At 68.9% G+C, this 25,175-nt stretch carries 18 protein-coding genes; 13 read left to right on the top strand and 5 right to left on the bottom strand.

Annotation, left to right across the window (positions count from 1 at the left end; translation table 11 throughout):
* The first annotated feature begins 74 nt into the window (after window positions 1–74).
* The 4 genes from AC1MGR_RS08820 (at window position 75) to AC1MGR_RS08805 (ending at window position 4,844) form a co-directional block, all read left to right on the top strand.
* Window positions 75–398: a hypothetical protein gene (locus AC1MGR_RS08820; protein ID WP_480234336.1), complete on the top strand. Its 324-nt coding sequence runs from the start codon at window positions 75–77 to the stop codon at window positions 396–398.
* 42 nt (window positions 399–440) lie between these two features.
* Complete coding sequence (locus tag AC1MGR_RS08815; RefSeq protein WP_480234335.1) at window positions 441–1,433, top strand: DUF1775 domain-containing protein; 993 nt, start codon at window positions 441–443, stop codon at window positions 1,431–1,433.
* A 222-nt stretch (window positions 1,434–1,655) separates the two neighbouring features.
* On the top strand, window positions 1,656–3,800 hold the full coding sequence (locus tag AC1MGR_RS08810) for a TonB-dependent receptor family protein (protein WP_480234334.1): 2,145 nt from the start codon (window positions 1,656–1,658) through the stop codon (window positions 3,798–3,800).
* Window positions 3,801–3,863: 63 nt separating this feature from the next.
* Window positions 3,864–4,844, top strand: a complete 981-nt coding sequence (locus AC1MGR_RS08805; protein WP_480234333.1) for an alginate O-acetyltransferase AlgX-related protein — start codon at window positions 3,864–3,866, stop codon at window positions 4,842–4,844.
* Between the two features lie 63 nt (window positions 4,845–4,907).
* Here the strand turns inward: AC1MGR_RS08805 and AC1MGR_RS08800 are convergent, their stop codons facing one another.
* Entirely contained in the window at window positions 4,908–7,340 is a 2,433-nt protein-coding gene (locus tag AC1MGR_RS08800) for a penicillin-binding protein 1A (protein WP_480234332.1), read from the bottom strand.
* A 235-nt stretch (window positions 7,341–7,575) separates the two neighbouring features.
* A complete protein-coding gene (locus AC1MGR_RS08795) occupies window positions 7,576–8,859 on the bottom strand; it encodes an N-acetylmuramoyl-L-alanine amidase (RefSeq protein WP_480234331.1) in 1,284 nt (427 codons plus the stop codon).
* Window positions 8,860–9,650: 791 nt separating this feature from the next.
* Between AC1MGR_RS08795 and AC1MGR_RS08790 the strand changes: the two genes are divergently transcribed.
* Window positions 9,651–12,731, top strand: a complete 3,081-nt coding sequence (locus AC1MGR_RS08790) for an Rne/Rng family ribonuclease (RefSeq protein ID WP_480234330.1) — start codon at window positions 9,651–9,653, stop codon at window positions 12,729–12,731.
* 60 nt (window positions 12,732–12,791) lie between these two features.
* On the opposite strand, the gene AC1MGR_RS08785 is transcribed toward AC1MGR_RS08790, so the two are convergent.
* A complete protein-coding gene (locus AC1MGR_RS08785; RefSeq protein WP_480234329.1) occupies window positions 12,792–13,970 on the bottom strand; it encodes a pyridoxal phosphate-dependent aminotransferase in 1,179 nt (392 codons plus the stop codon).
* Between the two features lie 164 nt (window positions 13,971–14,134).
* On the opposite strand from AC1MGR_RS08785, the gene AC1MGR_RS08780 reads away from it, so the two are divergent.
* The 6 genes from AC1MGR_RS08780 to aat all read left to right on the top strand — a co-directional run bounded on the left by AC1MGR_RS08780 (window position 14,135) and on the right by aat (window position 18,881).
* A complete protein-coding gene (locus tag AC1MGR_RS08780) occupies window positions 14,135–14,923 on the top strand; it encodes a DsbA family protein (RefSeq protein WP_480234328.1) in 789 nt (262 codons plus the stop codon).
* 126 nt (window positions 14,924–15,049) lie between these two features.
* A complete protein-coding gene (accB, locus tag AC1MGR_RS08775) occupies window positions 15,050–15,535 on the top strand; it encodes an acetyl-CoA carboxylase biotin carboxyl carrier protein (RefSeq protein WP_108036744.1) in 486 nt (161 codons plus the stop codon).
* A gap of 14 nt (window positions 15,536–15,549) precedes the next feature.
* Window positions 15,550–16,914: an acetyl-CoA carboxylase biotin carboxylase subunit gene (gene accC / locus AC1MGR_RS08770; protein ID WP_108036498.1), complete on the top strand. Its 1,365-nt coding sequence runs from the start codon at window positions 15,550–15,552 to the stop codon at window positions 16,912–16,914.
* A 99-nt stretch (window positions 16,915–17,013) separates the two neighbouring features.
* Window positions 17,014–17,322: a hypothetical protein gene (locus tag AC1MGR_RS08765; RefSeq protein ID WP_480234327.1), complete on the top strand. Its 309-nt coding sequence runs from the start codon at window positions 17,014–17,016 to the stop codon at window positions 17,320–17,322.
* Between the two features lie 434 nt (window positions 17,323–17,756).
* Window positions 17,757–18,089, top strand: coding sequence for a hypothetical protein (locus tag AC1MGR_RS08760; RefSeq protein WP_480234326.1), 333 nt, complete (start codon window positions 17,757–17,759; stop codon window positions 18,087–18,089).
* A 123-nt stretch (window positions 18,090–18,212) separates the two neighbouring features.
* Window positions 18,213–18,881: a leucyl/phenylalanyl-tRNA--protein transferase gene (aat, locus tag AC1MGR_RS08755; protein WP_108036492.1), complete on the top strand. Its 669-nt coding sequence runs from the start codon at window positions 18,213–18,215 to the stop codon at window positions 18,879–18,881.
* A 37-nt stretch (window positions 18,882–18,918) separates the two neighbouring features.
* On the opposite strand, the gene AC1MGR_RS08750 is transcribed toward aat, so the two are convergent.
* A complete protein-coding gene (locus tag AC1MGR_RS08750) occupies window positions 18,919–19,560 on the bottom strand; it encodes a DUF2155 domain-containing protein (protein ID WP_480234325.1) in 642 nt (213 codons plus the stop codon).
* A gap of 141 nt (window positions 19,561–19,701) precedes the next feature.
* Complete coding sequence (locus AC1MGR_RS08745) at window positions 19,702–20,118, bottom strand: NADH:ubiquinone oxidoreductase subunit NDUFA12 (RefSeq protein WP_108036488.1); 417 nt, start codon at window positions 20,116–20,118, stop codon at window positions 19,702–19,704.
* 496 nt (window positions 20,119–20,614) lie between these two features.
* On the opposite strand from AC1MGR_RS08745, the gene AC1MGR_RS08740 reads away from it, so the two are divergent.
* A complete protein-coding gene (locus AC1MGR_RS08740) occupies window positions 20,615–24,361 on the top strand; it encodes a vitamin B12-dependent ribonucleotide reductase (protein WP_108036486.1) in 3,747 nt (1,248 codons plus the stop codon).
* 75 nt (window positions 24,362–24,436) lie between these two features.
* Complete coding sequence (locus AC1MGR_RS08735) at window positions 24,437–25,162, top strand: SDR family NAD(P)-dependent oxidoreductase (RefSeq protein WP_480234324.1); 726 nt, start codon at window positions 24,437–24,439, stop codon at window positions 25,160–25,162.
* Window positions 25,163–25,175 lie beyond the last annotated feature (13 nt).

Here is a 25,175-nt window from a genome sequence, read left to right as displayed (position 1 = left end):
GCCGAACGACGATGAGGCTTCCGGCGAACCAGGCTGGCCCCAGAGGGTGGGCCCCGCTGCGCGCGATCACCGCGGTGATCGCGCTCTATGCGTTTGTCCTGCATGCCGTCCTGAGCGGCCTCGTGCCCCTGCCCGTCTCCGCGTCACACGGTATCCTCTGCCTCGGGCTCAACGACGATGCCGGTCCGGGCGTACCCGATTCGACCCACGCCCATCACCAGCCCTGCTGCACCGTCGCCGGGCCGATGCTGCACGCGGCGCTGCCGGACGTCTCGGCCCGCACCATCGTCTGGCCGGCCCGCGCGATGCGCCGGGTCACGTGGTCTCGCGCGGCGTCCGTTTCCGCCCGTGGACCGCCGGGCGCGATTCCCCATCCCCGAGGTCCGCCCACCGTCTGATTCGATCGCCGCTCTCCGATCCCATCAGACACGGACCATCCGATGAACCGCATCCCCCGGGCCGAGCTCTTCGCAGGCCTTCTCCTCACGCTGTCCGCCACCGCCGCCCTCGCGCACGCCACCCTTGAGCGCAAGGAGGCGAGCCCGAACGCCGGCTATCGCGGCGTCGTCCAGATCACCCATGGCTGCGACGGCCAGCCGACCAACCGGGTCAGCGTCACCATCCCGGAGGGCGTCATCGGCGCCAAGCCGATGCCGAAGCCCGGCTGGACGGTGACGACCGAGAAGGGCGCCTACGCCCGTGCCTATCCGTACTATCACGGCGACATCCGCGAGGGCGTGAAGACCATCACCTGGACCGGCGGCAGCCTGCCCGACGATCAGGTCGACGAGTTCACCTTCCTGGCGCGCGTCAGCGACGCCTTCACGCCCGGCAGCACGGTCTACTTCCCCGTGGAGCAGGATTGTGCCACCGGCCAGTACCGCTGGAGCGAGATCCCGGCGGCGGGACAGGACGCGCATGCGCTGAAATCCCCCGCCCCGGGGGTCCGGATCGTGGCCGCCGCTTCCGCTGGTCCGTCTCGGGCCGAGGCGTCGAGCGTGAAGGCCGGGGATCTCAGCATCGAGACCCCCTGGATGCGCGCCACGCCCGGCGGCGCCAAGGTGGCGGGCGGCTACGTCCGCGTCACCAACACCGGCAGCCAGGCCGACCGCCTCGTCGGTGCCTCGATCCCCCTGGCGGGACGCGCCTCGATCCACTCCATGAGCATGGAGGGCGGCGTGATGAAGATGGCTCCGGTCGACGGTGGGCTCGTGATCAAGCCGGGCGAGACGGTGGAGCTGAAGCCCGGCGGCCTGCATCTCATGTTCGAGGATCTCTCGAGCGGCCCGAAGGCGGGCGAGATGGTTCAGGGGACGCTGCGCTTCGAACGCGCCGGCACCGTGCCCGTCAGCTTCAGCGTGGCGCCGATCGGCGCGATGAAGCCGGGTGCGCCCGCGGCCGCCTCGACGGCACCGGGTCACCACGAGCACTGACAGCGCGGTCCCCCGACCCCGGGGAACCGAGAGCCGGCCTGATCCTGCCGCGTCCCGCCGGGTCGAAGCCTTGCGGTGGCCGGCATCGGCACGGCCCGACCGATCGTTCCGCCGCGTGCTCCCCCCGCGCGGCGTCCCCCTCCCCACCCGTCTTCCACCGGGATCATGCCAGGCCCCTTCGCCGTGTCGCGAAGCGCGGGCCCATGGTCCGGAGCCTGTTCCATGCTCACGCCTCAAGATGTGTCCCATCGCTGTCCCTCGCGTCGCCAGGCCTGCGCCTGGGGCCTTCTCGGGGGTGCCTCGCTCCTGACCCTCGTCACGGCCGCGACGCCGTCCCATGCCGAGGAGACGGCCGCCGCGACGTTGTCCGAACTCAGTATCGAGGGAGCCTCGGCCGGCTCCCTGACGGTGCCGAGCGTCGCGGCCCAGCGCGCCGCGGTGAACGCCACCGTCGGTTCGGTCGCCTTCGTCGATGCCAAGGACTTCCAGGACCGCTACGCGAACACCCTGCGCGACACGCTGAAGGACGTGCCCGGCGTCTATGTGCAGGAGCGCTACGGCCAGGAACTTCGCCTGTCCGTGCGCGGCTCGGGCATCTCGCGCGGCTTCCACCTGCGCGGCCTCGAACTGCTCCAGGACGGCATCCCCCTGAACCTCGCCGACGGCAGCGGCGACTTCTACCAGGTCGACCCGCTGGGGCTGCGCTCGATCGAGGTCTACAAGGGCGGCAACGCCCTGACGTTCGGGGCCACGACCCTGGGCGGGGCCATCAACGTCGTCACGCCGACGGCGCAGACGGCCTTTGCGCCCAATATCCTGCGCATCGATGGCGGCGCGTTCAACACCATCCGCGAGAACTTCCAGGTCTCGCGGATCTCCGGTCCGGTCGACCTGCTGGTCAACGGCACGATCACCAATTCCGACGGCTACCGCGACCACGAGACCCAACGGACGCAAAACTTCAACGCCAATCTCGGCTACCAGCTCGCGCCGGGCGTCGAGACGCGCTTCTATACCGGCGTCTACCTCACCGACCAGAAGCTCCCCGGCACACTCAGCCTCTTCAATGCCCTGAACAATCCGACCCTCGCCAACCCGTCGGCGATCTCCGGCAACCAGTCCCGCAAGGTCGAGACCGAGCGGATCGCCAACCGCACGTCGTTCCTGCTCGATGTCGGCAAGCTCGATATCGACACCTGGGCGATCCACAAATCGCTCTACCACCCGATCTTCCAGGTCATCGACCAGGACGGCTGGACCTACGGGATCGCGCCGCACTGGGCCGGGACCTTCGACGTCGCCGGTTATCGCAACGACCTGATCCTCGGTCTGCGCGCCTTCGCCGGGCAGAATTCGGCGCTCCAGTTCGTCAACGTCGCCGGCCGGCGCGGCGCGCAGACGCTGCGCGCGGTGCAGAGCGCCTCGAACTACGAAGCCTATGGCGAGAACCGGTTCTGGTTCCTGCCGGACGTCGCCCTGATGGCGGGGGCCAAGGCGTTCTCTTCAAATCGGACCTACAGCAACAAGGGTGGCTTCACCGGCGCCAACGCATTTCCTTCGTCGGCCAACGAGACCTATGCGGGGATCAACCCGAAAGTCGGCCTCCTGTGGCAGCCTCTGCCCGACCTGCAGGTGTTCGGTGACATCACCGGATCGCGCGACGTGCCGGACTTCTCCGACCTCGTGCAGCAGAACACCCTGAACACCACCTTCGTCCCGCTACGGGCGCAGCGGGCCGTGACCTACGAGGCCGGCACCCGCGGCCGCATCGACCGGCTCTCCTGGGACGTGACTCTCTACCGCTCGGAGATCCGCGACGAACTGATCAACTTCTCGATCAATCCGGGCCTCAACATCCCGGCCGCGACCTTCAACGCGCCCCGGACCCGTCACCAGGGCGTCGAGGCCGCCGTCTCCCTCGACCTCGCCCGCGACCTGATCGGGACCGGCGACGGCGTCGTCGTCTCTCAGATCTGGACCCACAACGACTTCCGGTTCCTCGGGGACCCGGTCTTCGGCGACAATCAGATCGCCGGTATCCCGCGCGACGTGCTGCGCACGGTTCTGACCTATCGCAACCGGGAGGGCTTCCACGTCAGTCCTTCCGTCGACTGGGTGCCGCAGGGCGCCTTCGCCGACCATGCCAACAGCCTGAAGGTGCCGGGCTATGCCCTCCTGAACATCCAGGCCGGGTACGATTTCCAGAACGGCGTCTCTGTCTTCGTCGATGCCCGCAACCTGACCGACACCCGTTACGTCTCGGACATCTCCGTCGTCACGGATGCCCGGACCGTGGCGGGCGGTCCGGTGGCGTTCTACCCGGGCGTCGGCCGCAGCATCTTCGGTGGGATCCGCGCTGGATTCTGATCGTGTAGAAGCGGGCCGCCGGATGAGGGTGCGCCTTTCGTGCGCGCCCGCTAGAAGCGCGCGATGACTGAGGGTTTCACCATCGCGCGTCCCCCCGGCGATCCGGCGCCGGATCAGCACCCCGACGTGCATGTCGGCCGCGACGGCTGGCTCTTCCTGACCGGCGGCACCAATTCCGTGCTGGCCCAATACCGGGAGCCGGGGGTGCCGCGCGCCACCCTCTGGCGCTGGCGCCGCATCCTGGAAGCGCGTGTGCGGCGCTGCGCCGGCCTCGGCACCCGGTATGCCCACGTGGTGGCGCCGGAGAAGCTCACGATCTATCCGCAGGCCTGCGACGGGCTCGCCTACGACCCCGAGCGTGCGCCGGTCCTGCGCCTGGAGCGCTGGCTCCGTTTCTCGCCGGCCCGGCGCCACTGGATCGATCTCGTGCGACCGTTCCGGGCCCGCGCCGCCGAGGTACCGCTCTACTGTCGAACGGACAGTCACTGGACTTTCGCCGGATTTCGTCTCGCCTATGGCGAGATCTGCCGCCACCTCGGTCTCGCCCCGCGCCAGGATATCCTCCAGCGCCGCGTCGGCGCACCGGCGCCCTATGCCGGCGATCTTGGATTGAAATTCGATCCGATCCGCAGCGAGACGGTGGAATCCTGCCTGTTCGAGACGGCGGCACGGCGCATCCACGCCAATGACCTCGTCGCCGCCTTCGAGGCGGAGGGCCGGGGTCAGGCGGCGCATATCGGCGCCCATGTGGTCTACCGGAATGAATCCCGCGAGGCCGATCCGCGTCGGCTGGTGCTGTTCGCCGATTCCTATGGCCACCACACCTCGTCCCCGCACATGGGCAGCCTGACGCCGCTTCTCGCCGACACCTTTCGCGAGGTTCACGTCCTGTGGTCGACGAGCATCGACTGGGGCTACATCGCGCGGGTGAAACCGGACTTCGTCGTCGCCGAGATCGCCGAGCGGTTCATGATCGAACTGCCGCAGACGAGCTTCAACATCGAGAAACTCGCGGACCTCGCTCTCGCGCGAAAATCGGCTTGAACGACACAACGCCCCGGAGGTGTCTCCGGGGCGTTGTTCCAGTTGGCGTCTTTTACAGTGGATTCAGTACAGCCCGCCGGCCTGCGCGGCGCGATCGGCATCGGGCGGAACGGCTGCCGGGGCACCGGAGGATTGGGCCGGCGCGGCGACGTAGGCGTCGGGCGGGGCCGTGCCGGGCTTGAAGGCCTCGAGGATGGTGCCGCCGCCCTCGCCCGAGCCGGCGCGCATGCCGGAGGCGGCCGAGACGCGGATCAGCTTGATGCCCGGGGGCACGCGGAACGGGGTCGGCGGCTTGTCCTTGAGCGCCTGCTTCAGGAAGTCGAGGGCGATGGGGGCGGCGAGACCGCCACCGGTGGCGCGGTCGCCCAGGGAGCGCGGCTTGTCGAAGCCGAGATAGACGCCCACCGCGAGGTCCGGCGAGAAGCCGACGAACCAGGCGTCCTTGGCGTCGTTGGTCGTCCCGGTCTTGCCGGCGAGGGGCTTGCCGACCTGCTTCAGGATGGTGGCGGTGCCGCGCTGGACCACGCCTTCCATGATCGAGACCATCTGGTAGGCGGTCAGCGGGTCAAGGACCTGCTCGGAATCGTCCACGAGCTTTGGCTCGTCCTGACCCGACCACTTGTCCGCGTCGCAGCCGAGGCACTTGCGGTTGTCGTGCTTGTAGATGGTCTCGCCGACGCGATCCTGGATGCGGTCGATCAGGGTCGGGCGGATGCGCCGGCCGCCATTGGCCAGCATCGAGTAGGCGGTGACCATGCGCATGACCGTGGTCTCGCCGGCGCCGAGCGACATCGGCAGCACGGGGAGCATGTCGTCGTAGACGCCGAAGCGGCGGGCATATTCCGCGATGAGCGGCATGCCCACGTCCTTGGCGAGCCGCACCGTCATCAGGTTCTTCGAGTGCTCGATGCCGTAGCGCAGGGTGTGCGGGCCGCCGGACTTGCCGTCGTAGTTCGAGGGCGTCCAGGCCTCCTGGCCGGGACCGGCCTCAATGGTGATCGGCGAATCCTGCACGATCGACGACGGGGTGTAGCCGTTGTCCAGGGCCGCCGAGTAGACGATCGGCTTGAACGACGAGCCGGGCTGGCGCATCGCCTGGGTGGCCCTGTTGAACTGGCTCTCGTCGTAGGAGAAACCGCCGACCATCGCGTGCACGCGGCCGGTATAGGGGTCCATCGCCACGATGGCGCCGGAGACCTCAGGACGCTGGCGCAGGCGGTACTGGTTTCGGCTCGTATCCGTCGCCTCGACATAGACGACGTCGCCGGCATTGAGCGCCGCGGCGGGCGAGCGCCCGGTCCAGCGGGTGCCCTCGGCGGTGATGGTACCGGTCTCGCGCTCCTTCGACACCTGGCCGGAGGCTTCGCGGCGCGGCTGCAGGCCGATCTGGGCCGAGCCGCCAGTGGTGTTCAGCACCACCGCAAGGCGCCACGGCGCGACGTCGCCGAGACCGGGAACCTCGGCGACCGCCAGACCCCAGTCGCGACCGACGAGATCGACCTTGGCCTGCGCGCCGCGCCAGCCATGCGATTGGTCGTAGCGGACCAGGCCGTCCACCAGGGCCTTGCGGGCCCAGGACTGCATCTTCGGGTCCAGGGTGGCGCGCACGGAGAGGCCGCCCTCGTAGAGCTTCTTCTCGCCGTAGCGCTCGGCGATCTCGCGCCGGACTTCTTCGGTGAAGTAGTTGGCGTTGGCGGCGTTGGCGAACGCGACGCGCGGATTGACGCCGAGGGGCATCTTGCGGGCGGCCTCGGCCTCTTCCTTGGTGATGTACCCGTTCTGGGCCATCAGGCCGATGATCTCGTTGCGCCGATCGAGCGCCTTCTGGGTCTGGCGGTAGGGGTGATAGTTGTTCGGCCCCTTCGGCAGGGCGGCGAGATAGGCGGCCTCGTTGATCGTCAACTCGTGGACCGACTTGCCGAAATAATCGAGCGCGGCCGCCGCGACGCCGTGCAGGTTGCGGCCGGGCACGATCGTGCCGAGGAAGATCTCGTTCAGGTAGAGCTCAAGGATCTTATCCTTCGAGTAGGCGGCCTCGATCCGGAAGGCGATCAGCGCTTCCTTGGCTTTGCGCTCGAAGGTCTGCTCCGGGGACAGGAGGAAGTTCTTGGCGACCTGCTGGGTGATGGTCGAGGCGCCCTGCTTCTTGCCGCTCTTGAAGTTCGTCAGCGCCGCGCGCACCAGACCCTCGGGGTCGACGCCGCCGTGCTTGTAGAAGTTCTTGTCCTCCGCCGAGAGGAAGGCCGCGACGACGATCTTGGGCATCGCCTGGATCGGCAGGTAGAGACGGCGCTCGCTGGCGTACTCCGCCAGCAGCGAGCCGTCCGCCGCATGGACGCGGCTCATCACGGGCGGCTCGTAGTTCGCAAGCGCGGCGTGGTCCGGCAGGTCCTGGCTGAACTTCCAGTAGAAGAACGCGGCTGCCGCGGCGGCGATCACGAAGACCATCGCGCCGACGCTGAACAGGAAGCCGAAGAAACGAAGGATGAAGCGCATCCGGGTCCCGTCCGTCGATGATCCACCGCCGCCGGCCGGCCGCGGGAGCACCCGCCACAATGGCGCGTGCCTCCTCGGACCGTGTCCCATCCCGAAATGCAAGAGTCCCGCCGCGTGAAATGCGGTCGAGCCCACGATGTCGGCGGCGTTCGCTCAAGCGCGCCGCGATCAATCCTGCCGAGACCTTCGGCATCGGTGTGACCGGAGCGCTGTGAGCCCCGGTTTCACACGCATTCTATGGTGAAACTGGGGCGATTGCCGCCGAGCGACGGGGCGGTTGCGGACGGGTCAGGGACGTCCGGCTGCCGAAGAAGGCGTCGATCGCCTTGGCCATGCCGCCGGTCACCTCGGCGCGCCAACCCTCCGACTGCAGCAGGTCGAGGTCGTGCTTGCTGGACAGGTAGCCGAGTTCCACCAGCACGGAGGGGACGTCGGGCGAGCGAAGCACCTGGAATCCGGCCTCGCGGTGGGGCTTGGCGCTCATCTCCATGACCGGCCCGAGATGGGTCATCAGCCGCTTGGCGAACCCGGAGGAGAAGGTGCGGGTCTCGCGCAGGGTGAGTTCCTGGAGGATATCGGCGACATGGCCGGGCCCCTCGTTCGATTCGGTGCCGGCGGCCGCGTCGGCGCGGTTCTCGCGCTCGGCGAGCTTGGCCGATTCGGCGTCGGTGGCCTTCTCGGAGCCCGTATAGATGGTGGCGCCCCGCACCTGCGGGGCCGACGAGATCGAGTCCGCATGGATGGAGACGAACAGGTCGGCCTTGGCGTCGCGCGCGAGGCGGACGCGTTCGGAGAGCGGTACGAAGACGTCGCGGTCCCGGGTCATCTGGACCCGGTAGCGCCCGCTGGACTCGAGCCGGGTGACGAGGGCTTGGGCGAAACCGAACACGATGTCCTTCTCGAACACGCCGGTGGCCGCGATGGCCCCGGGATCGGTGCCGCCGTGGCCGGCATCGACCATGATCAGGGGACGGGCATCGGTCGGCTCCGGCAGGGTCGCGACCTTGCGCTGGGCCGGCGCCGGATCGCTCGCCACCGAGGCGCGTCGGAAGGCCTCGCGGTCGCTGCGCTGGAATTCGATGCTGAGCAGCACGGCGCCGTCGCGCGGGCGCGTCATGGTCTCGATCCGTCCCACCGTGGCGGGCTGGGCGAGGTCGACGACGATGCGCGACCGGCCCGGCGCGAACAGCCCGTAGCGGAAGGAGGCGACCACCCCGTCGCGCTTCCGGCCCGTTTCCGGTCCGAGCTGGAAGTTCACCTCCGCCAGATCGATCACGGCCCGATCGGGGCGCTCCATCACGAAGGCCTTCGCGTCGATGGCCCGGGAGAGGGTGAGGGTCAGCTTCGTCGTGCCGTTGCTCGTCGCGAGGTCCGCCGCGATGGCGACGGCCGCCTGGGAGGCGGTGCCACGCGCCTTGTCGGTATCCTGTGCCCGCGCGCCGGACCCGGCGAGCGGGAGCGCTCCGGCGCAGGCCAGGGCAAGGAGGACGGAGCGGAGAAGGCGGGCGCGTCTCGGCATCGTTCCGGCAATCATCCCCGTGAGGACGGTCACGCCGGAGCGGCGTGCTCGCGAGCGGGCTATCGCGTGAGCCAGCCTCTACGGGATACCGACGGGATGGTTAACCGTTCCTCAAGGGCCGCGTTCCACTTCGGCGCCCCTTGTGTCCCGAGGGCGACAGCGCCCGGGACGGCTGGATTTCCGGCGTTCCCGGGCGGAGGTCCGGCGCGGCGACGCCCGGACAGTGCGGCGGATCAAAGATTAAGGACCTTGCCAAAACGTCGCGACGCTCTGTAATGATAAGGTCCCCTTCCCGGTGCCATGCGGTTTGCTCCGCGGCCCGCGGGCGCGGTCCGGCTCAGCGTCGGATCGCTTTCGCAGTCGGTTCCCCGCGTCAGACATGGCGGCATAGCAAGGCCGGGTGGGAGTCGGTTCATTCGGTGGCCTTTTCGGCCGCCGCACCGTTCTTCACATGCCGGCCTGTCCTCGGACGGGCCCATACAGTCTTCGCGAGGTCAGGGAGAGAATGAGCGGACACACAGCATCGGTTGCCGTTGCTCGTGTTCAACGCCAGCGCGTTTCGCGTGGCGCCGCCTTCTCGTCGCCCCTGGCCAGGATCAACCCCACGCGCGCCGAGATCCGGCGCCCAAAGGCGGTTGGCGGCAATCCCTTCCCCACAGCTTCCGCGACCCCCTTCCCCGGGTCGTCACGGGCACCGATCCGCTGGGCCCTAGCGCCCGGACCGGTCGGCGCCCCATCGGGACCGCGCGGTTCGAGGAGAACGACGTCGACCGCCATGTCGAAAGTTCGTCATGGCCAACAACAACAAGATGCTCATCGATGCGATGCACCCGGAGGAGACCCGGGTCGTCACGGTCCACGGGTCTAGGGTCGAAGAGTTCGACTTCGAGGCCGCCAACCGGCGCCAGCTCCGCGGCAACATCTATCTCGCCAAGGTGACCCGCGTGGAGCCCTCGCTCCAGGCCGCCTTCATCGAGTACGGCGGCAACCGCCACGGCTTCCTCGCCTTCAGCGAGATCCACCCGGACTACTACCAGATCCCCCTCGCGGACCGTCAGGCGCTGCTCGAGGACGAGGCCCGCGAGGCCGAGGAGCATCGGGAGCGCGAGGAGCGCAAGCCCCGCCGCCGCTCCCGCGGCCGTCGCGACGGCACCTCGGCGAAAAAGGCCCGTACGTCCGAGACCGTGACGTCCGAGGACATCGGCGCGCCGACCTCCGGCGAGACCGCTTTCGACGAGACCTCTCTCGACGAGACCTCAACCAACGATCCGGCGATCGGCGTCGCGGACGCGCTGCTGGAGGGCGGCCTCGGCAACGCGCCGCCGGCGATCCTGCCCGGCAGCGATGAATCCGCCGACCTGCCGCAAGCCGCCCTGGCCAGCGGCGAGACCTCCGAGAATTCCGAGGGCGCCGAGTCGTCCGCAGCGGACGTCGCGTCCTCCGGCGAGCTGGGTCCTGTCGGCGCCACCGCCGAGGCCCCTGTCGAGCCGGCCGCCGAGCTGGCCCTGGAAGCCGCGCCCATGGGCGACGCCGTTGCGTCCGAGGCCGACGCGGAGGTTGCGGCGCCTGCCGCCGAGACCGTGTCCGAGGACGAGTCCGACGAGGACGACGCGGACGAGGGCGACGAGGATTCGGATGACGACGAGTCGGACGACGAGTCCGAGGACGACGACGATTCCGACGAGGACGAAGACGAGGACGACGAGGAGAGCGACGGCGAGGACGGCGAGCGCCCGCAGAAGATCGCTCAGGTCGGTGGCGATGCCCTGGCCGAGATCCCCGAGCGCCCGCGCACCTACCGTCGCCATTACAAGATTCAGGAGGTCATCAAGCGCCGCCAGATCATCCTGGTGCAGGTCGTCAAGGAAGAGCGCGGCACCAAGGGTGCGGCGCTGACCACCTACCTGTCCCTGGCCGGACGCTACTCGGTGCTGATGCCGAACACCGGCCGTGGCGGCGGCATCTCCCGCAAGATCACCTCGGCCGCCGACCGCAAGCGCCTCAAGGAGGTCGCCCAGGACCTGGAGGTACCCGAGGGGATGGGCGTGATCCTGCGCACGGCCGGCGCCTCGCGCACCAAGCCCGAGATCAAGCGCGACTTCGAATACCTGATGCGCCTGTGGGAGAGCGTGCGCGAGCTGACGCTGTCCTCCTCCGCGCCGGCCTTGGTCTACGAGGAAGGCTCGCTCATCAAGCGCGCCATTCGCGACCTCTACAACAAGGATATCGACGACATCCTGGTGGCGGGCGACGAGGCCTACCGCGAGGCGCGGGACTTCATGCGCATGCTGATGCCCGGCCAGTCGAAGGTCGTGCAGCCCTACCGGGACCCGACGCCGATCTTCGCACGCTACGGGGTCGAGCAGCAGCTCGACGCGATGTTCTCCACCCACGTCACCCTGAAGTCGGGCGGCTACCTCGTCATCAACCCGACGGAAGCCCTCGTCTCCATCGACGTGAACTCGGGTCGCTCCACCCGCGAGCACGACATCGAAGACACCGCCCTGCGCACCAACCTGGAGGCGGCCGAGGAGGTCGCCCGCCAGCTGCGCCTGCGCGACCTCGCCGGCCTCGTCGTGATCGACTTCATCGACATGGAGGAGAAGCGCAACAACCGCGCCGTCGAGAAGAAGCTCAACGAGTGCCTGAAGAACGACCGCGCCCGCATCCAGGTCGGCCGGATCTCGCCCTTCGGCCTTCTGGAGATGAGCCGCCAGCGCATCCGCACCGGCATGCTGGAGAGCTCTTCCCTGCCCTGCGCCCATTGCGGCGGCTCGGGCTACGTCCGGGCGACCTCGTCGGTGGCGCTGCAGATCCTGCGGGCGATCGAGGAATCGCTCCTCAAGAGCACGACGCACAACCTCATCCTGCGCACCCGCACCGAGGTGGCGCTCTACATCCTCAACCAGAAGCGGGCACACCTGCGCGAGCTGGAGGTGCGCTTTGGCGTCTCCCTGACCATCGCGGCCGACGAGCGCCTCGCCGCGACCTCCGCCTTCCAGCTCGATCGCGGCGAGCCCGCGGTTCGCGCCGAGGGTCCGGTGACCGGCGTGCGCGCCGTGGCGATCAACTCCGCCCTCGAGCCCGAGGAGGATTTCGATCCGGAGATCGAGGAGGAGGCCGAGGCTGAGACCGAGGAGTCCGAGGCCGGTGCTCCCGCCGAGGACGCGCGCGAGAAGGCCGCCGACGGCGGTGAGGGCCGCGGTGGACGCCGCCGGCGGCGCCGTCGCCGGGGCGGTCGCCCCGACGCGGGCGAGCAGACCGGTGGCGAAGCGGCCTCCGACGGCGACGAGGATGGCGAGGGCGAGGAGTCCGAGGACATCGCCGCGCAGGCCGAGGGCGACGAGACGGTTGCATCCGCCGAGATCCCTGCCGCCGGCGAGGATGATGGCAGCGGTCGCCGCCGCCGCCGGGGTCGCCGCGGCGGCCGGGGTCGCGACCGCGACGGTCGCGGGCGCGATGGCGAGGGCGCCGGCCAGGAGGCCGGGCGCCATGGGTCCGATCATCAGGATACCGAGCATCGGAGCGATGACGACCAGGCCTTCGGCGATCGGCCGGTCGCGTCGGTCGAGGGCGACGAAGGGGCCGCCGATGCGCCATCCGCGTTCCTCGGCGGCGAGGAGCCGGTGAGCGCCGCGGCTTTGTCCGAGGCAGTGTCGCCCGCGACCGCGGAGGCTGCTGCGCCGGTCGCCCTGGAAGCGCCGGTGGCGGTCGAGCCGCAGGCCGACGCGCCTGAGGCCACCGAGCCGGCGCCTGCGCCGAAGCCCGCGCCCGAGCCGGTGGCGGTGGTGCTCACGCCCCCGTCCGATCCGGATCGTCCGAAGCGGGCCGGCTGGTGGTCCCGCACCAAGGCGGCCCTGACCGGCGAGTGAGTGTCCGCAACTGACCAGAGAACGAGCGGGGTGGGCGTCGTGCCCACCCCGTTTCGCGTTTCAGCGCAGCCAGGACTTCAGGCGCCGCACCGCATCGACGCAGTCGGCGTTCGAGCCGGCGAACGAGAAACGGACGTGATGGCCGCCGTCCTGGCCGTCGAAATCGAGGCCGGGCGTCGCGGCGACGCCGGCTTCGTCCAGCATGCGTCGGCAGAACGCGACCGAATCGTTGGTGAGGTTCGAGACGTCGGCGTAGAGGTAAAAGGCTCCGTCGGCCGGGTGCGTCCGCCCGAGACCCAGCCCCGGAAAGGCGTCGAGGAGCAGGGCCCGGTTGGCGGCGTAGCCCGCACGCACCGCCTCGACCTCCTCCGCCGCATCGAAGGCCGCCAATGCGGCGACCTGCGAGAGGTAGGGCGCCGAGATGTAGAGGTTCTGCGCCAGCCGCTCGACGGGTCGGGCGAGCCAGTCCGGGACCACCATCCAGCCGATGCGCCAGCCGGTCATGCACCAGGTCTTCGAGAACGAGTTGATGACGATCGCCTCGTCGTCGAAGCGCAGGGCCGTCTCGGTCGGAACGCCGTAGGCGAGCCCGTGATAGATCTCGTCTGAGATGAAGCGCAGGTCGAGCGCACGGGCCGTGGCACAGAGGTCGGCGAGGCGCGCCGGCTCGATGACGGTGCCGGACGGGTTGGCCGGGCTCATCACGAGGATCCCGGACAGGTTCTCCCGTTCGTGCAGCGCCCGCAGGGCGGCGCCCGTGGGGGCGAAGCGGTCCGCATCCTGCAGCACCAGGGGCGCCGGGACCAGGTCGAGGGCGTTGAGGAGGCTGCGATAGGCCGGGTAGCCGGGCTGGGGCACCGCGATGCGGGCGCCGGCATCGAACAGGCCGAGGAAGGCGAGCACGAAACCGGCCGAGGAGCCGGTCGTCACGACGATCCGGCTCGGCGAGACCGTGACCCCGTAGGTTTCCGCATAGTGGCGCGCGATGCGCTCGCGCAGGGCCGGCAGGCCGAGGGCCTGGGTGTAGGGCAGCGCACCGGTCGCGAGCGCGGCCTGGGCCGCGGCGATCACGGCCCGCGGGGCTGGTGCGGAAGGCTGCCCGACCTCCATGTGCACGACGCCCTCCCCGCGGGCCTCACGGGCGGCGGCGGCCGACATCACGTCCATGGCAAGGAACGGGGCAACCCGAGCCGCGCGTTCGGAGGGCAGGTTCGGGGAGCGGATCAGAGGCTGGTTCATCGACTTGGTCATAGCGGCTGCGCGGCGTCAGGGCCAAACCCGCCATTCGGTGATTGACCGCCCGCCGCGAAAACGCCTAACCCGGCCGCTAACCGCATGTCGCATCGACGACATGACCCCCGATGGCCGGCCTACGTCTGACCGGTCCCGCCCCGCGAGGACGTATGCCCCTCTTCCGTTCCCTGCTCTCCGCCACCATCCTGGTCGGTACCCTCGGTGCCGCGGTGGCCCAGACGACTCCGAGCCAGACCGCCCCGGCCGCCGCCTTCACGGATGCGCAGCGCCAGGCGATCGAGGGGATCATCAAGGACTACCTCGTCAAGAACCCCGAGGTTCTGCAGGAGGCGATCGCAGAGGGTGAGCGCCGCCAGCAGGAGACCCAGAAGCTGGCCCAGTCGGCGGCCCTCAAGGAATCCCGCGAGGCGCTGGTCAACTCACCCCACGGCGTGGTGGCGGGCAACCCGGCCGGCGACGTCACGCTGGTGGAGTTCTTCGATTACAATTGTGGCTATTGCCGCAAGGCCCTCTCGGACATCCAGGCCCTGATCAAGGGCGACCCGAAGCTGCGCGTCGTCCTCAAGGACTTCCCCGTGCTCGGGGCCGAATCCCTGGAGGCCAGCAAGATCGCACTCGCGGCCAAGCAGCAGCTCAAGAGCGACAAGATCTTCGAATTCCACACCAAGCTCCTGGAATCCAAGGGCCGGGTGAACGGCGAGCGCGCCGTGGCGGTGGCGAAGGAGATGGGGCTCGACCTGACCCGCCTGATGAAGGACGCGCAGGGCCCCGAGGTGAAGGCCGCCCTGTCCGAGAATGTCGGCCTCGGCGACAAGCTCGGCCTGTCCGGCACGCCCGCCTTCATCATCGGCGACGAGATCATTCCCGGCGCGGTCGGCCTCGAGCCGATCCGCAAGACTATCAGCGACGTGCGCCAGTGTGGCCACGCCAGCTGTTAAGCTGTCGACGTCCAGAACCGGGTCGTCGGTGCCGGGCGTGTGCCGCCCGGCCACGGCATTCGCCAGCGACCCCCGCCGCACCTTCCGCCTGACCTGAAGACGACCGAGCCGATGCCCAAGGAGCCGATGTCCAAGAACGACCCCTTCGATCCGGAGCTCGTCCGCGAGCTCGCCAAGCTCATCAACGAGACCGATCTTAGCGAGATCGAGGTCGAGAAGGGGGATCTGCGCATCCGCGTCGCCCGCCGCATCGAGGCGGTCCAGGTGCAGGTCGCGGCCCCCGCGCCGGCCCCGGTGCCCGCGATGGCCGCCGTTGCCGCGCCGGTTCCGGTCCCCGGCCCCGGGGGCGGCCCCGATCGCAAGGCCGGCGCCGGGCACCCCGGCTCGGTCCCCTCCCCCATGGTGGGTACCGCCTATCGCCGGCCCTCGCCTGAGGCGAAGCTGTTCGTCGATATCGGCTCGAAGGTCGAGGCGGGCGACAAGCTCCTGCTCATCGAGGCGATGAAGACCTTCAACGAGATCGTCGCGCCACGCGCCGGCACCGTCACCGCCGTCTTCGTCGAGGACGGCCAGCCCGTCGAGTTCGGCGAACCCCTCCTCGTCATCGAGTGAGCAGGGCCGCACCCATGTTCGACAAGATCCTGATTGCCAACCGGGGCGAGATCGCCCTGCGCATCCTGCGCGCGGCCAAGGAACTCGGGATCGCCACGGTGGCGGTCCACTCCACCGCCGACGCCGATGCCATGCACGTGCGACTCGCCGACGAGAGCGTCTGCATCGGACCGCCCGCGGCTCGCGACAGCTACCTGAACATTCCCTCGATCATCGCGGCCTGCGAGATCACCGGGGCCGACGCCGTCCATCCGGGCTACGGCTTCCTGTCCGAGAATGCGCGCTTCGCCGAGGTGCTGGCCCACCACAACATCGGCTTCATCGGTCCCAAGGCGGAGCATATCCGCATCATGGGCGACAAGATCGAAGCCAAGCGGACCGCCAAGCGCCTGGGCATTCCCTGCGTCCCAGGCTCCGAGGGCGGCGTCGAGGATCCCGAGGAGGCCAAGCGGATCGCCGCCGAGATCGGCTATCCGGTGCTGGTCAAGGCGGCCTCCGGCGGCGGCGGCCGCGGCATGAAGGTCGCGCGGTCCGAGGCCGATCTGGAGCAAGCGCTCGGGATGGCCCGAACCGAGGCCAAGGCGGCCTTCGGCGACGACGCGGTCTACCTGGAGAAGTACCTGGAGAAGCCGCGCCATATCGAGGTGCAGGTGCTCGGGGACGGGCGCGGCAACGCGGTGCACCTCGCCGAGCGCGACTGCTCGCTGCAGCGCCGGCACCAGAAGGTTTGGGAGGAAGGCGGCTCGCCGGCCCTGAACGCCGACATGCGGGCCGAGATCGGCGGCATCTGCGCCCGCGCGATGCAGGAACTGCAATATCTCGGCGCCGGGACGGTGGAATTTCTCTACGAGGACGGGAAGTTCTACTTCATCGAGATGAACACCCGCATCCAGGTCGAGCACCCCGTCACCGAGATGATCACCGGCATCGATCTCGTGAACGAGCAGATCCGCGTCGCTGCCGGACTGCCCCTGTCGATGACGCAGGACGAGATCAAGGTCGAGGGGCACGCCATCGAATGCCGCATCAACGCCGAGCATCCGGCCACCTTCCGGCCGTCGCCGGGCCTCATCACCTATTTCCATCCGCCCGGCGGCCTCGGCGTGCGCGTGGATTCGGCCGTGTTCCAGGGCTACCGGATTCCGCCGAACTACGACTCTCTGATCGGCAAGCTGATCGTGCATGGACGCACGCGCAACGAGTGCCTGATGCGCCTGCGCCGCGCTCTTGATGAGTTCGTGGTCGACGGTGTCGACACCACCCTGCCCCTGTTCCGAACCCTGGTGCGCAATCCGGACGTCCAGAACGGGGATTACGACATCCATTGGCTCGAGAAATTCTTGGCGGATGGCGGCCTCGACGAACCGTCAGTGGCCTAGGCCGGGGGAACAGGGACGGCGCAGACTCGTTCTTCCGCGTCTGCCCAGGCTTGGCGGCAGGACTTGTCGCCGGGCCGCACTGCAAGGAATGCCCCTCCCGTGCGCCTCACTCTCCCGCTTCTCGCCGGTCTCCTCATCGCCGGTCCCGCCCTTGCCCAATCGCCGTCGGGAAATGTCGGCCAGCCCGAGCGGGCCGTCCCGCAGGCCGGCGGAACCACCCGTGGGCCGATCGACAATCCCTCGACGCGCGACATGGCGCCGATGCCCGGCGCAGCCACCGCGCCGGCAGGCGAGCGCGGGATGAGCCCCGGCGCGGGCGCCGTCGATTCCGCGAAGGGCGGCAATGCCAACGACACCAACCGTGGTGTGCCGAACACCGGCAATACGTCGGGTGGCCCTGCCCGCTGATGGAACGACCCGCCGTCGCGGGTCTCGCTGCATCTTCGACCCTGAGCCGGCCCCGAAACGGGCCGGCTTTTTCGTGCCCCGCCCAACCCTGAGCGCCTTGTCGCGCATCGATGTGCGTTCACGCACAACCGAATTGCGCGTGAACGATCCGCAATGTGAGCTGGATGATCTCTTTTTTCCGCCGGCGCCGGGATGCTCGCCTTCAAACTGAGCCGTTCGGGTGCCGTTTGTCTGCCCTTGGGAATGATCTCACGATCGTCCAGGCCCACCGCCTGCGACCGATTGCCAGCGAAAGACCTTCCGGAACGCTTTGATCCGTCAGGACTTCTTCCAGCACATCAGTCAGGTGGAGACGGATCGGGCCTCTCGAGCCCCGAAGCGTCCTGCTCCACCGGCGACCGAATTCCTAACGATCGACCGTCCGAAAGACCCCCATGCGCACCTTCAGCCTCACCTTCGTCGCCGCCTCCCTGATCGCCTCTGCTGCGCTGGCGCAGTCGCCCTCCGGCAATGTCGGCCAGCCTGAGCGGGCCGTCCCGCAGGCCGGCAGCACCACCCGCGGCCCGATCGACAACCCGTCGGCCTACGGCGCCTACCGCAACGCCGATGGCCGCGTGGACATGGACGTGACCGGCTCGGTGGTCGAGACGCCCTACACCACCAACCGCGAGGCGATCTTCGAGGATTCCGCGAAGGGCGGAAACGCCGAGCAGCCGAACCGGATCGTTCCGAACCTTGGCACCACCTCGGGCGGCCCGAACTTCTGAGCGGCCTACCTCTCTGAGTCATGCGGGCGGAACCGAGAGGTTCCGCCTTTTTTCGTTGAAGCGACGCCCCGTGCGGCGAGCGTCCCTCTGGCCTTCCACGCGGCACCGCTCCAAACTCCGCTCATGTACGATGGCGACCGCGTCGAGATCACGCCCGAGATCCTGCTGAAGGCGTATGCGGCCGGCATCTTTCCCATGGCGGAGGATGCCGACGATCCGGCCATCTACTGGGTTGAGCCGCGGGCGCGCGGTGTCCTGCCCCTCGACGGCTTCCACGTCGCCAAGCGTCTCGCCCGTACCGTGCGCTCGGACGTGTTCGAGGTTCGGACCGACCAGGATTTCGAGGCGGTCATCGCCGGGTGCGCCGCGCCGCGGGGCGATGCCGAGCGGACCTGGATCAATGGTCGGATTCGCGAACTCTACGGCGCCCTGTTCGATGCTGGACATGCCCACACGGTCGAGGTGTTCCTCGACGGTGAGCGGGTCGGTGGCCTCTACGGGGTTTCCCTCGGGGCTGCCTTCTTCGGGGAGAGCATGTTCCACACCGTCCGCGACGCGTCGAAGGTCGCCCTGGTCCATCTCGTGGCCCGGCTGCGCGCGGGCGGCTACCGGCTCGCCGACACGCAGTTCGTGACCGATCACCTGATGCAGTTCGGGGCTGAGGAGCTTCCGCGCCACATCTACAAGCGTCGCCTGGCCGAGGCGATCACCCTGACGGCAGACTGGACGGTATGGCCCGGGGACGGGTCCGTGCGCGGGCAACAGGTCCTGGACGCACTAGCCCGAGGCTGAGGCGCTAGCCCAGCGCGAAAGGCAGGATCGACGTGTCCTACCGGAACAGGGCGTCGAACAGCGATTGCGGCTGCTGCGGCGGCGGTGCCGGAGCGGGCCCCTCGTTCGATGGGAAGAACTTGCGCGAGGGCTTCTGCCTGGGCTGGACCGGCACGCCGCGCGGCGCTTCCACGTCCACCTGACCGTTCGGATTCACCTGCTGGGCGGTCCGCGTCGCGTCCTGGCCACTCTTCGGGCGTCGCGCCTTCTCCGGCTTCGAGGCCATGGCGGGCACGTCCTCCTGCTCGCGCGCCTCGGCGATCACGTCCGAGCCACCCTTACAGTCGACGAGCCAGACGTCGTAGATCGGGTGCTCGATGGCGTGGAGGCCAGGGCTCGAGGCGAACATCCAGCCGGTGAAGATGCGGCGGTACTTGTTGTCGAGGGTGACTTCGTCGACCTCGAGGAAGCCCGTGGTCTTGGGGCTCTCGGTGGGCGGCCGGCTGTAGCAGACCCGGGGTGTCAGCTGCAGGGCGCCGAACTGCACGGTCTCGTCCACCGCCACCTCGAAGGAGACGATGCGCCCGGTGATCTTGTCCAGGCCCGAGAACACCGCGGTGGGGTTCTTGATCTTGTCGGCTGCGGCCGGGAGGCCGGAGAGGCCGATCGCGACCGATACGAGGAGGAGGCGCTTGACCACGGAGCGAGACGATCCTGCTGTGCTGCGGCTCACGGGCGACCCTCCTCGCTGGCGCCCCGGGCGGGCGCGACGACGCGAGGTCTTCTTAAGCGCGCGAAGATTGGTGGAAAAAGGGCCGGCCCTCGATCGTGGGGGCCGCTCTCAGTTGCCCGGGGTCCAGGGTACGTAGTCGCCGGTTGCGGCGGGACGCTGGCCGACATTCAGCTGCGAGCCGCGTGGGCGGTAGGCGCCGCTGGTGCCGGTCAGGTTCTCCACGTAGGGCTTCTGCCAGGCGCGCGGCGTGTAGTCCTGCTCGCTCGGGGGCACGTCGCCGTTGTGGCAGAGCCAGGCGCGCCAGCCCGGCGGCACCTTCGAGGCGTCGGCGTAGCCGTTATAGACCACCCAGCGCCGCTCCGTGCCGACGGAGCGATCGATCAGCGGTCCCTGCGCCCGATAGTAGACGTTGCCGAGATCGTCGGTGCCGACGCGCTGCCCGCTGCGCGCCGTGTAGAGCGCGAGCGACATCGTCTGCCCGTTCCACCAGGTGAAGATCCGCAGGAGCGTGTCCTTGAGAGCCATCGCGTTCGCCTGAATGGGGCGTCCGCGCCCCGCCATCGTGTTCCGGCGCGGACTATGGTGAGGCGCATCCGTGAAGTCCAGTCGGGACGCCGCGACCGCGACGCGATGGGCCGGAGTCCGATGCGGCCGAATTCTCACACCCGGCAGCGTTAACCATGCGGGCACCACCAGGGAGCGCGGGAGCACCTGTGGGCGGAAAATTTTTCGCGTCCGAATCCACCAAGCCAAAAGGGCACTTACGGATTGGTTCGCGATATCCACAGGATTAAGACGCGACCCACTATATGTAGCCAGGAACAGGCAGCCAGCACACTAGTTATTGACGTGAGACCCCGGGCTGGCATACCTTCGGATCATCGCCGAGGCTGTCGCGTCACCGGCGGATCACCGAATTTTCGATACCCATTCCGGCGCTTCGCGGCGTTCGCGGACGCTTGCCTTCAACATTCTTCGACACGGCGCCGCGCTTCGTCAGGCGGCTCGGGAGACAGGTTCCATGCGGTTCGAGCGGCGCCATACCACGGCCGGACAATCCCCCTACGCGACGATTCCCTTTCGCAAGACCCTGAGCGAGATCCGCAACCCGGACGGCTCGACGGTCTTCCGCCTCGACGGAATCGAGGTGCCGGAGAGCTGGTCCCAGGTGGCCAGCGACGTCCTCGCGCAGAAGTACTTCCGCAAGGCCGGCGTTCCGGCGGCCCTGAAGAAGGTCGAGGAGAACGACGTGCCGTCGTTCCTGTGGCGCTCGGAGGCGGATCTCGCCGCCCTGGCGGAGCTTCCCGAGGCCGAGCGCTACGTCTCGGAGATCTCCTCGACGCAGGTGTTCGACCGTCTCGCCGGCTGCTGGACCTACTGGGGCTGGAAGGGCGGCTACTTCACCTCCGAGGAAGACGCCTCGGCCTTCCTCGACGAACTGCGCTTCATGCTCGCCCGCCAGATGGTGGCGCCGAACTCGCCGCAATGGTTCAACACCGGCCTGCACTGGGCCTACGGCATCGATGGCCCGGCCCAGGGCCACTATTACGTCGATTACCGGACCGGCGCGCTGACGAAGTCCGCCTCGTCCTACGAGCACCCGCAGCCGCATGCCTGCTTCATCCAGGGCGTGCAGGACGACCTCGTCAACGAGGGCGGCATCATGGACCTGTGGGTCCGCGAAGCACGGCTGTTCAAGTACGGCTCCGGCACCGGCTCGAACTTCTCCATGCTGCGCGGCGAGAACGAGAAGCTCGGTGGCGGCGGCAAGTCCTCCGGCCTGATGTCCTTCCTGAAGATCGGCGACCGGGCCGCCGGCGCGATCAAGTCGGGTGGCACCACCCGGCGCGCGGCCAAGATGGTCATCGTCGACATCGACCATCCAGATATCGAGCAGTACATCGACTGGAAGGTGAAGGAGGAGCAGAAGGTCGCCGCCCTCGTCACCGGCTCCAAGATCGTCTCCAAGCACCTGACCGCCGTGATGAAGGCCTGCACCCAGTGCGAGGCCGAGGGCGACGCCTGCTTCGATCCCGAGCGCAACCCCGTCCTCAAGAAGGCGGTCAAGGCCGCCCGCAAGGATGCGGTGCCGGATTCCTACACCAAGCGGGTGATCCAGTTCGCCCGCCAGGGCTTCACCAAGATCGACTTCCCCGTCTACGACACCGACTGGGATTCCGAGGCCTATCTGACGGTCGCCGGGCAGAACTCGAACAACTCGGTCTCGCTCACGGACGACTTCCTGCGCGCGGTGGAGACCGATGCGGACTGGAACCTGACGGCCCGCACCACCGGCAAGACCACGAAGACCGTGAAGGCCCGCGACCTGTGGGAGAAGATCGGTGAGGCCGCCTGGGCCTCCGCCGATCCGGGCCTGCACTTCAACACGACGATGAACGACTGGCACACCTGCCCGGCCGGTGGCCGGATCCGGGCCTCGAACCCGTGCTCGGAGTACATGTTCCTCGACGACACCGCCTGCAACCTGGCCTCGGCCAACCTGCTGACGATGTACGACCGCGCCTCGAACCACTTCGACGTCGCCGCCTTCGAGCATCTCAATCGCCTCTGGACGGTGGTGCTCGAGATCTCGGTGATGATGGCGCAGTTCCCCTCGAAGGAGATCGCCGAGCTCTCGTACCGCTACCGCACCCTCGGCCTCGGCTACGCGAATATCGGCGGCCTGCTGATGAGCATGGGCCTGCCCTATGATTCCGAGAAGGGCCGTGCGCTGGCCGGCGCCCTCACGGCGATCATGACCGGCGTGGCCTACGCCACCTCGGCCGAGATGGCCGGCGAACTCGGGGCCTTCCCGGCCTACGAGGAGAACGCGGACGCCATGCTGAAGGTGATCCGCAACCACCGCCGCGCCGCCCACGGCGAGGCGCAGGGCTACGAGTTCCTCTCGATCGCCCCGGTACCCCTCGATCTCGCCAACGTTCCCCAGGCCGACATCGCCGAGCGGGCGAAGCACGCCTGGGACCGCGCCCTGGCGCTGGGTGAAGAGCACGGCTACCGCAACGCGCAGGCCACGGTCATCGCCCCCACCGGCACGATCGGCCTCGTGATGGATTGCGACACCACCGGCATCGAGCCCGACTTCGCCCTGGTGAAGTTCAAGAAGCTGGCCGGCGGCGGCTACTTCAAGATCATCAACCGCGCGGTGCCGGACGCCCTGCGCACCCTCGGCTACCGGGAATCCGAGATCGCCGAGATCGAGGCCTACGCGGTCGGCCACGGCTCGATGGGCCAGGCGCCGGCGATCAATCCCGGGTCGCTCCGCGCCAAGGGCTTCACCGACGACAAGCTCGCGGCGATCGAGGCGGGCCTGAAGTCGGCCTTCGACATCAAGTTCGTGTTCAACCGCTGGACGCTGGGCGACGATTTCCTGAAGGACGTGCTCAAGGTTCCAACCGAGAAGCTCGCCGACCCGACCTTCGAGATCCTGCCCTTCCTCGGCTACTCGAAGAAGGACATCGAGGCGGCCAACACCCACATCTGCGGTGCGATGACGCTGGAAGGCGCTCCCTTCCTGAAGCACGAGCACTACGCGGTGTTCGACTGCGCGAACCCGTGCGGCCGCATCGGCAAGCGATACCTCTCGGTGGAGAGCCACATCCGCATGATGGCAGCGGCGCAGCCCTTCATCTCGGGCGCCATCTCCAAGACCATCAATATGCCCAACGACGCCACCGTCGAGGATTGCAAGAACGCCTACAAGCTGTCCTGGACCCTGGCGCTCAAGGCCAACGCCCTCTACCGCGACGGCTCGAAGCTGTCGCAGCCCCTGAACTCGGCGCTGATCGCCGACGAGGACGACGATGCCGAGGACATGGTCGAGGCGCTGATCGCGGCTCCGGCGGCCGCCAAGGCCGCGCAGGTCGCGGAGAAGATCGTCGAGCGGGTGATCGAGCGCGTCGAGCGCATCCGCTCCCGCGAGAAGATGCCCCACCGCCGCAAGGGCTACACCCAGAAGGCGGTCGTGGGCGGGCACAAGGTCTACCTGCGCACCGGCGAGTACGATGACGGCCGCCTCGGCGAGATCTTCATCGACATGCACAAGGAAGGCGCCACCTTCCGGAGCCTGATGAACAACTTCGCCATCGCGATCTCCCTCGGGCTCCAGTACGGCGTGCCGCTGGAGGAATACGTCGAGGCCTTCACCTTCACCCGCTTCGAGCCGGCGGGCTTCGTGCAGGGCAACGACGCGATCAAGAACGCGACCTCGCTCCTCGACTACGTGTTCCGCGAGCTGGCCGTGTCCTACCTGGGTCGCGCCGACCTCGCCCATGTCAGCCCGTCCGAGATCGGCGGCACGGTGATCGGCGGCGGCGAGACCGACACCACCCGCGAGCCTGGAAAGCCCGAGACCACGGCGGCGAGCGTCGTCTCCCGCGGCCTCCTACGCGGTTCGGCGGACCGTCTCACCCTGATCCAGGGCGGACCGGCCGGCGGCACCGTCGGGGTCGGCGCGGCAAGCTCCGGCCAGACCGCCCCTGCCGGCGGCGTGGTCCATGCGATCCGCGGCGCCACGGCGCTGAAGGCCGAGCCGGCCCCGGCCGGCCATGCCGAAGCCCTGGTCGATGCACTCCCCTTCGCCAAGCCCGATCCGATCAAGCCCGAGCGATCGGTCTCCGACCGCCGAGCCGAAGCCAAAATGAAGGGCTACGTGGGCGAATCCTGCCCGGAATGCGCGAACTTCACGCTCGTCCGGAACGGCACCTGCCTGAAGTGTGACACCTGCGGCTCGACGACCGGCTGCTCGTAAGTCTCGGGAACCTTCGGAACGGCCGCGCGATCCCCCTCGCGCGGCCGTTTCGCGTGTTCGGGACGAGGATCGAGCATGCCTACTTCGCCGCTCAGCGCCGTGGTGATCGGCGCCTCCGGCGGGATCGGTCGGGCCCTGGTCGCAGGGCTCGTCGGGCGGGGGACCTACGGATCGGTCTTTGCCCTCTCCCGATCGGGAACCGACGCGCCCGCGCTCGCGGAGGCGGGATCGATCGACCTGACCGACGAGGCGTCCGTCAGAGCCGCGGCGGAGCGGGTGGGACAACGCGGTCCGGCGGGCCTCATCCTCGTGGCCACGGGCCTGCTGCACGGCCCCGGCGTGGCGCCCGAGAAGGCGATCCGGGCCCTCGATCCGGCGGCCATGGCCACGGTGTTCGCGGTGAACACGATCGGGCCGGCCCTGGCGGCCAAGCACTTCCTGCCTCTGATGCCGCGTGCCGGGCGCAGCGTCTTCGCCGCGTTGTCGGCGCGGGTCGGCTCGATCGAGGACAACCGGCTCGGCGGCTGGTACGCCTATCGCGCGTCCAAGGCGGCCCTGAACCAGATCCTGCGCACCCTCGCGATCGAGGTGCGTCGGACACATCCCGATGCGATCGTCGCGGGACTCCACCCCGGCACGGTGACCACGGCCCTGTCCGAACCCTTCCGACCGGACCCGAACACCCCCGGCCTGTTCACGCCCGAGATCAGCGCCGCGCACCTCCTGCAGGTGGTCGACGGCCTCGGGCCGGAGGATACGGGCCGGGTCTTCGCCTGGGATGGGACGCGCATTCAGGCCTGAGTGGCGCGGGACA

The organism is Methylobacterium sp. BI1, from assembly GCF_056680125.1.
Note: the sequence above shows the minus strand (reverse complement) of the source record. Positions and strands in the feature narration are given on the sequence as shown.

What these genes read in the sequence shown, in the direction of transcription:
- AC1MGR_RS08810 (WP_480234334.1), top strand. Translation starts at nt 1,656, where the DNA reads ATGCTCACGCCTCAAGATGTGTCCCATCGCTGTCCCTCGCGTCGCCAG.
- AC1MGR_RS08790 (WP_480234330.1), top strand. Translation starts at nt 9,651, where the DNA reads ATGGCCAACAACAACAAGATGCTCATCGATGCGATGCACCCGGAGGAG.
- AC1MGR_RS08800 (WP_480234332.1), bottom strand. Translation starts at nt 7,340, where the DNA reads ATGCGCTTCATCCTTCGTTTCTTCGGCTTCCTGTTCAGCGTCGGCGCG.
- AC1MGR_RS08735 (WP_480234324.1), top strand. Translation starts at nt 24,437, where the DNA reads ATGCCTACTTCGCCGCTCAGCGCCGTGGTGATCGGCGCCTCCGGCGGG.
- accB (WP_108036744.1), top strand. Translation starts at nt 15,050, where the DNA reads ATGTCCAAGAACGACCCCTTCGATCCGGAGCTCGTCCGCGAGCTCGCC.
- AC1MGR_RS08760 (WP_480234326.1), top strand. Translation starts at nt 17,757, where the DNA reads ATGCGCACCTTCAGCCTCACCTTCGTCGCCGCCTCCCTGATCGCCTCT.
- AC1MGR_RS08785 (WP_480234329.1), bottom strand. Translation starts at nt 13,970, where the DNA reads ATGAACCAGCCTCTGATCCGCTCCCCGAACCTGCCCTCCGAACGCGCG.
- AC1MGR_RS08805 (WP_480234333.1), top strand. Translation starts at nt 3,864, where the DNA reads ATGACTGAGGGTTTCACCATCGCGCGTCCCCCCGGCGATCCGGCGCCG.
- aat (WP_108036492.1), top strand. Translation starts at nt 18,213, where the DNA reads ATGTACGATGGCGACCGCGTCGAGATCACGCCCGAGATCCTGCTGAAG.
- AC1MGR_RS08795 (WP_480234331.1), bottom strand. Translation starts at nt 8,859, where the DNA reads ATGCCGAGACGCGCCCGCCTTCTCCGCTCCGTCCTCCTTGCCCTGGCC.
- AC1MGR_RS08780 (WP_480234328.1), top strand. Translation starts at nt 14,135, where the DNA reads ATGCCCCTCTTCCGTTCCCTGCTCTCCGCCACCATCCTGGTCGGTACC.
- accC (WP_108036498.1), top strand. Translation starts at nt 15,550, where the DNA reads ATGTTCGACAAGATCCTGATTGCCAACCGGGGCGAGATCGCCCTGCGC.
- AC1MGR_RS08740 (WP_108036486.1), top strand. Translation starts at nt 20,615, where the DNA reads ATGCGGTTCGAGCGGCGCCATACCACGGCCGGACAATCCCCCTACGCG.
- AC1MGR_RS08745 (WP_108036488.1), bottom strand. Translation starts at nt 20,118, where the DNA reads ATGGCTCTCAAGGACACGCTCCTGCGGATCTTCACCTGGTGGAACGGG.
- AC1MGR_RS08815 (WP_480234335.1), top strand. Translation starts at nt 441, where the DNA reads ATGAACCGCATCCCCCGGGCCGAGCTCTTCGCAGGCCTTCTCCTCACG.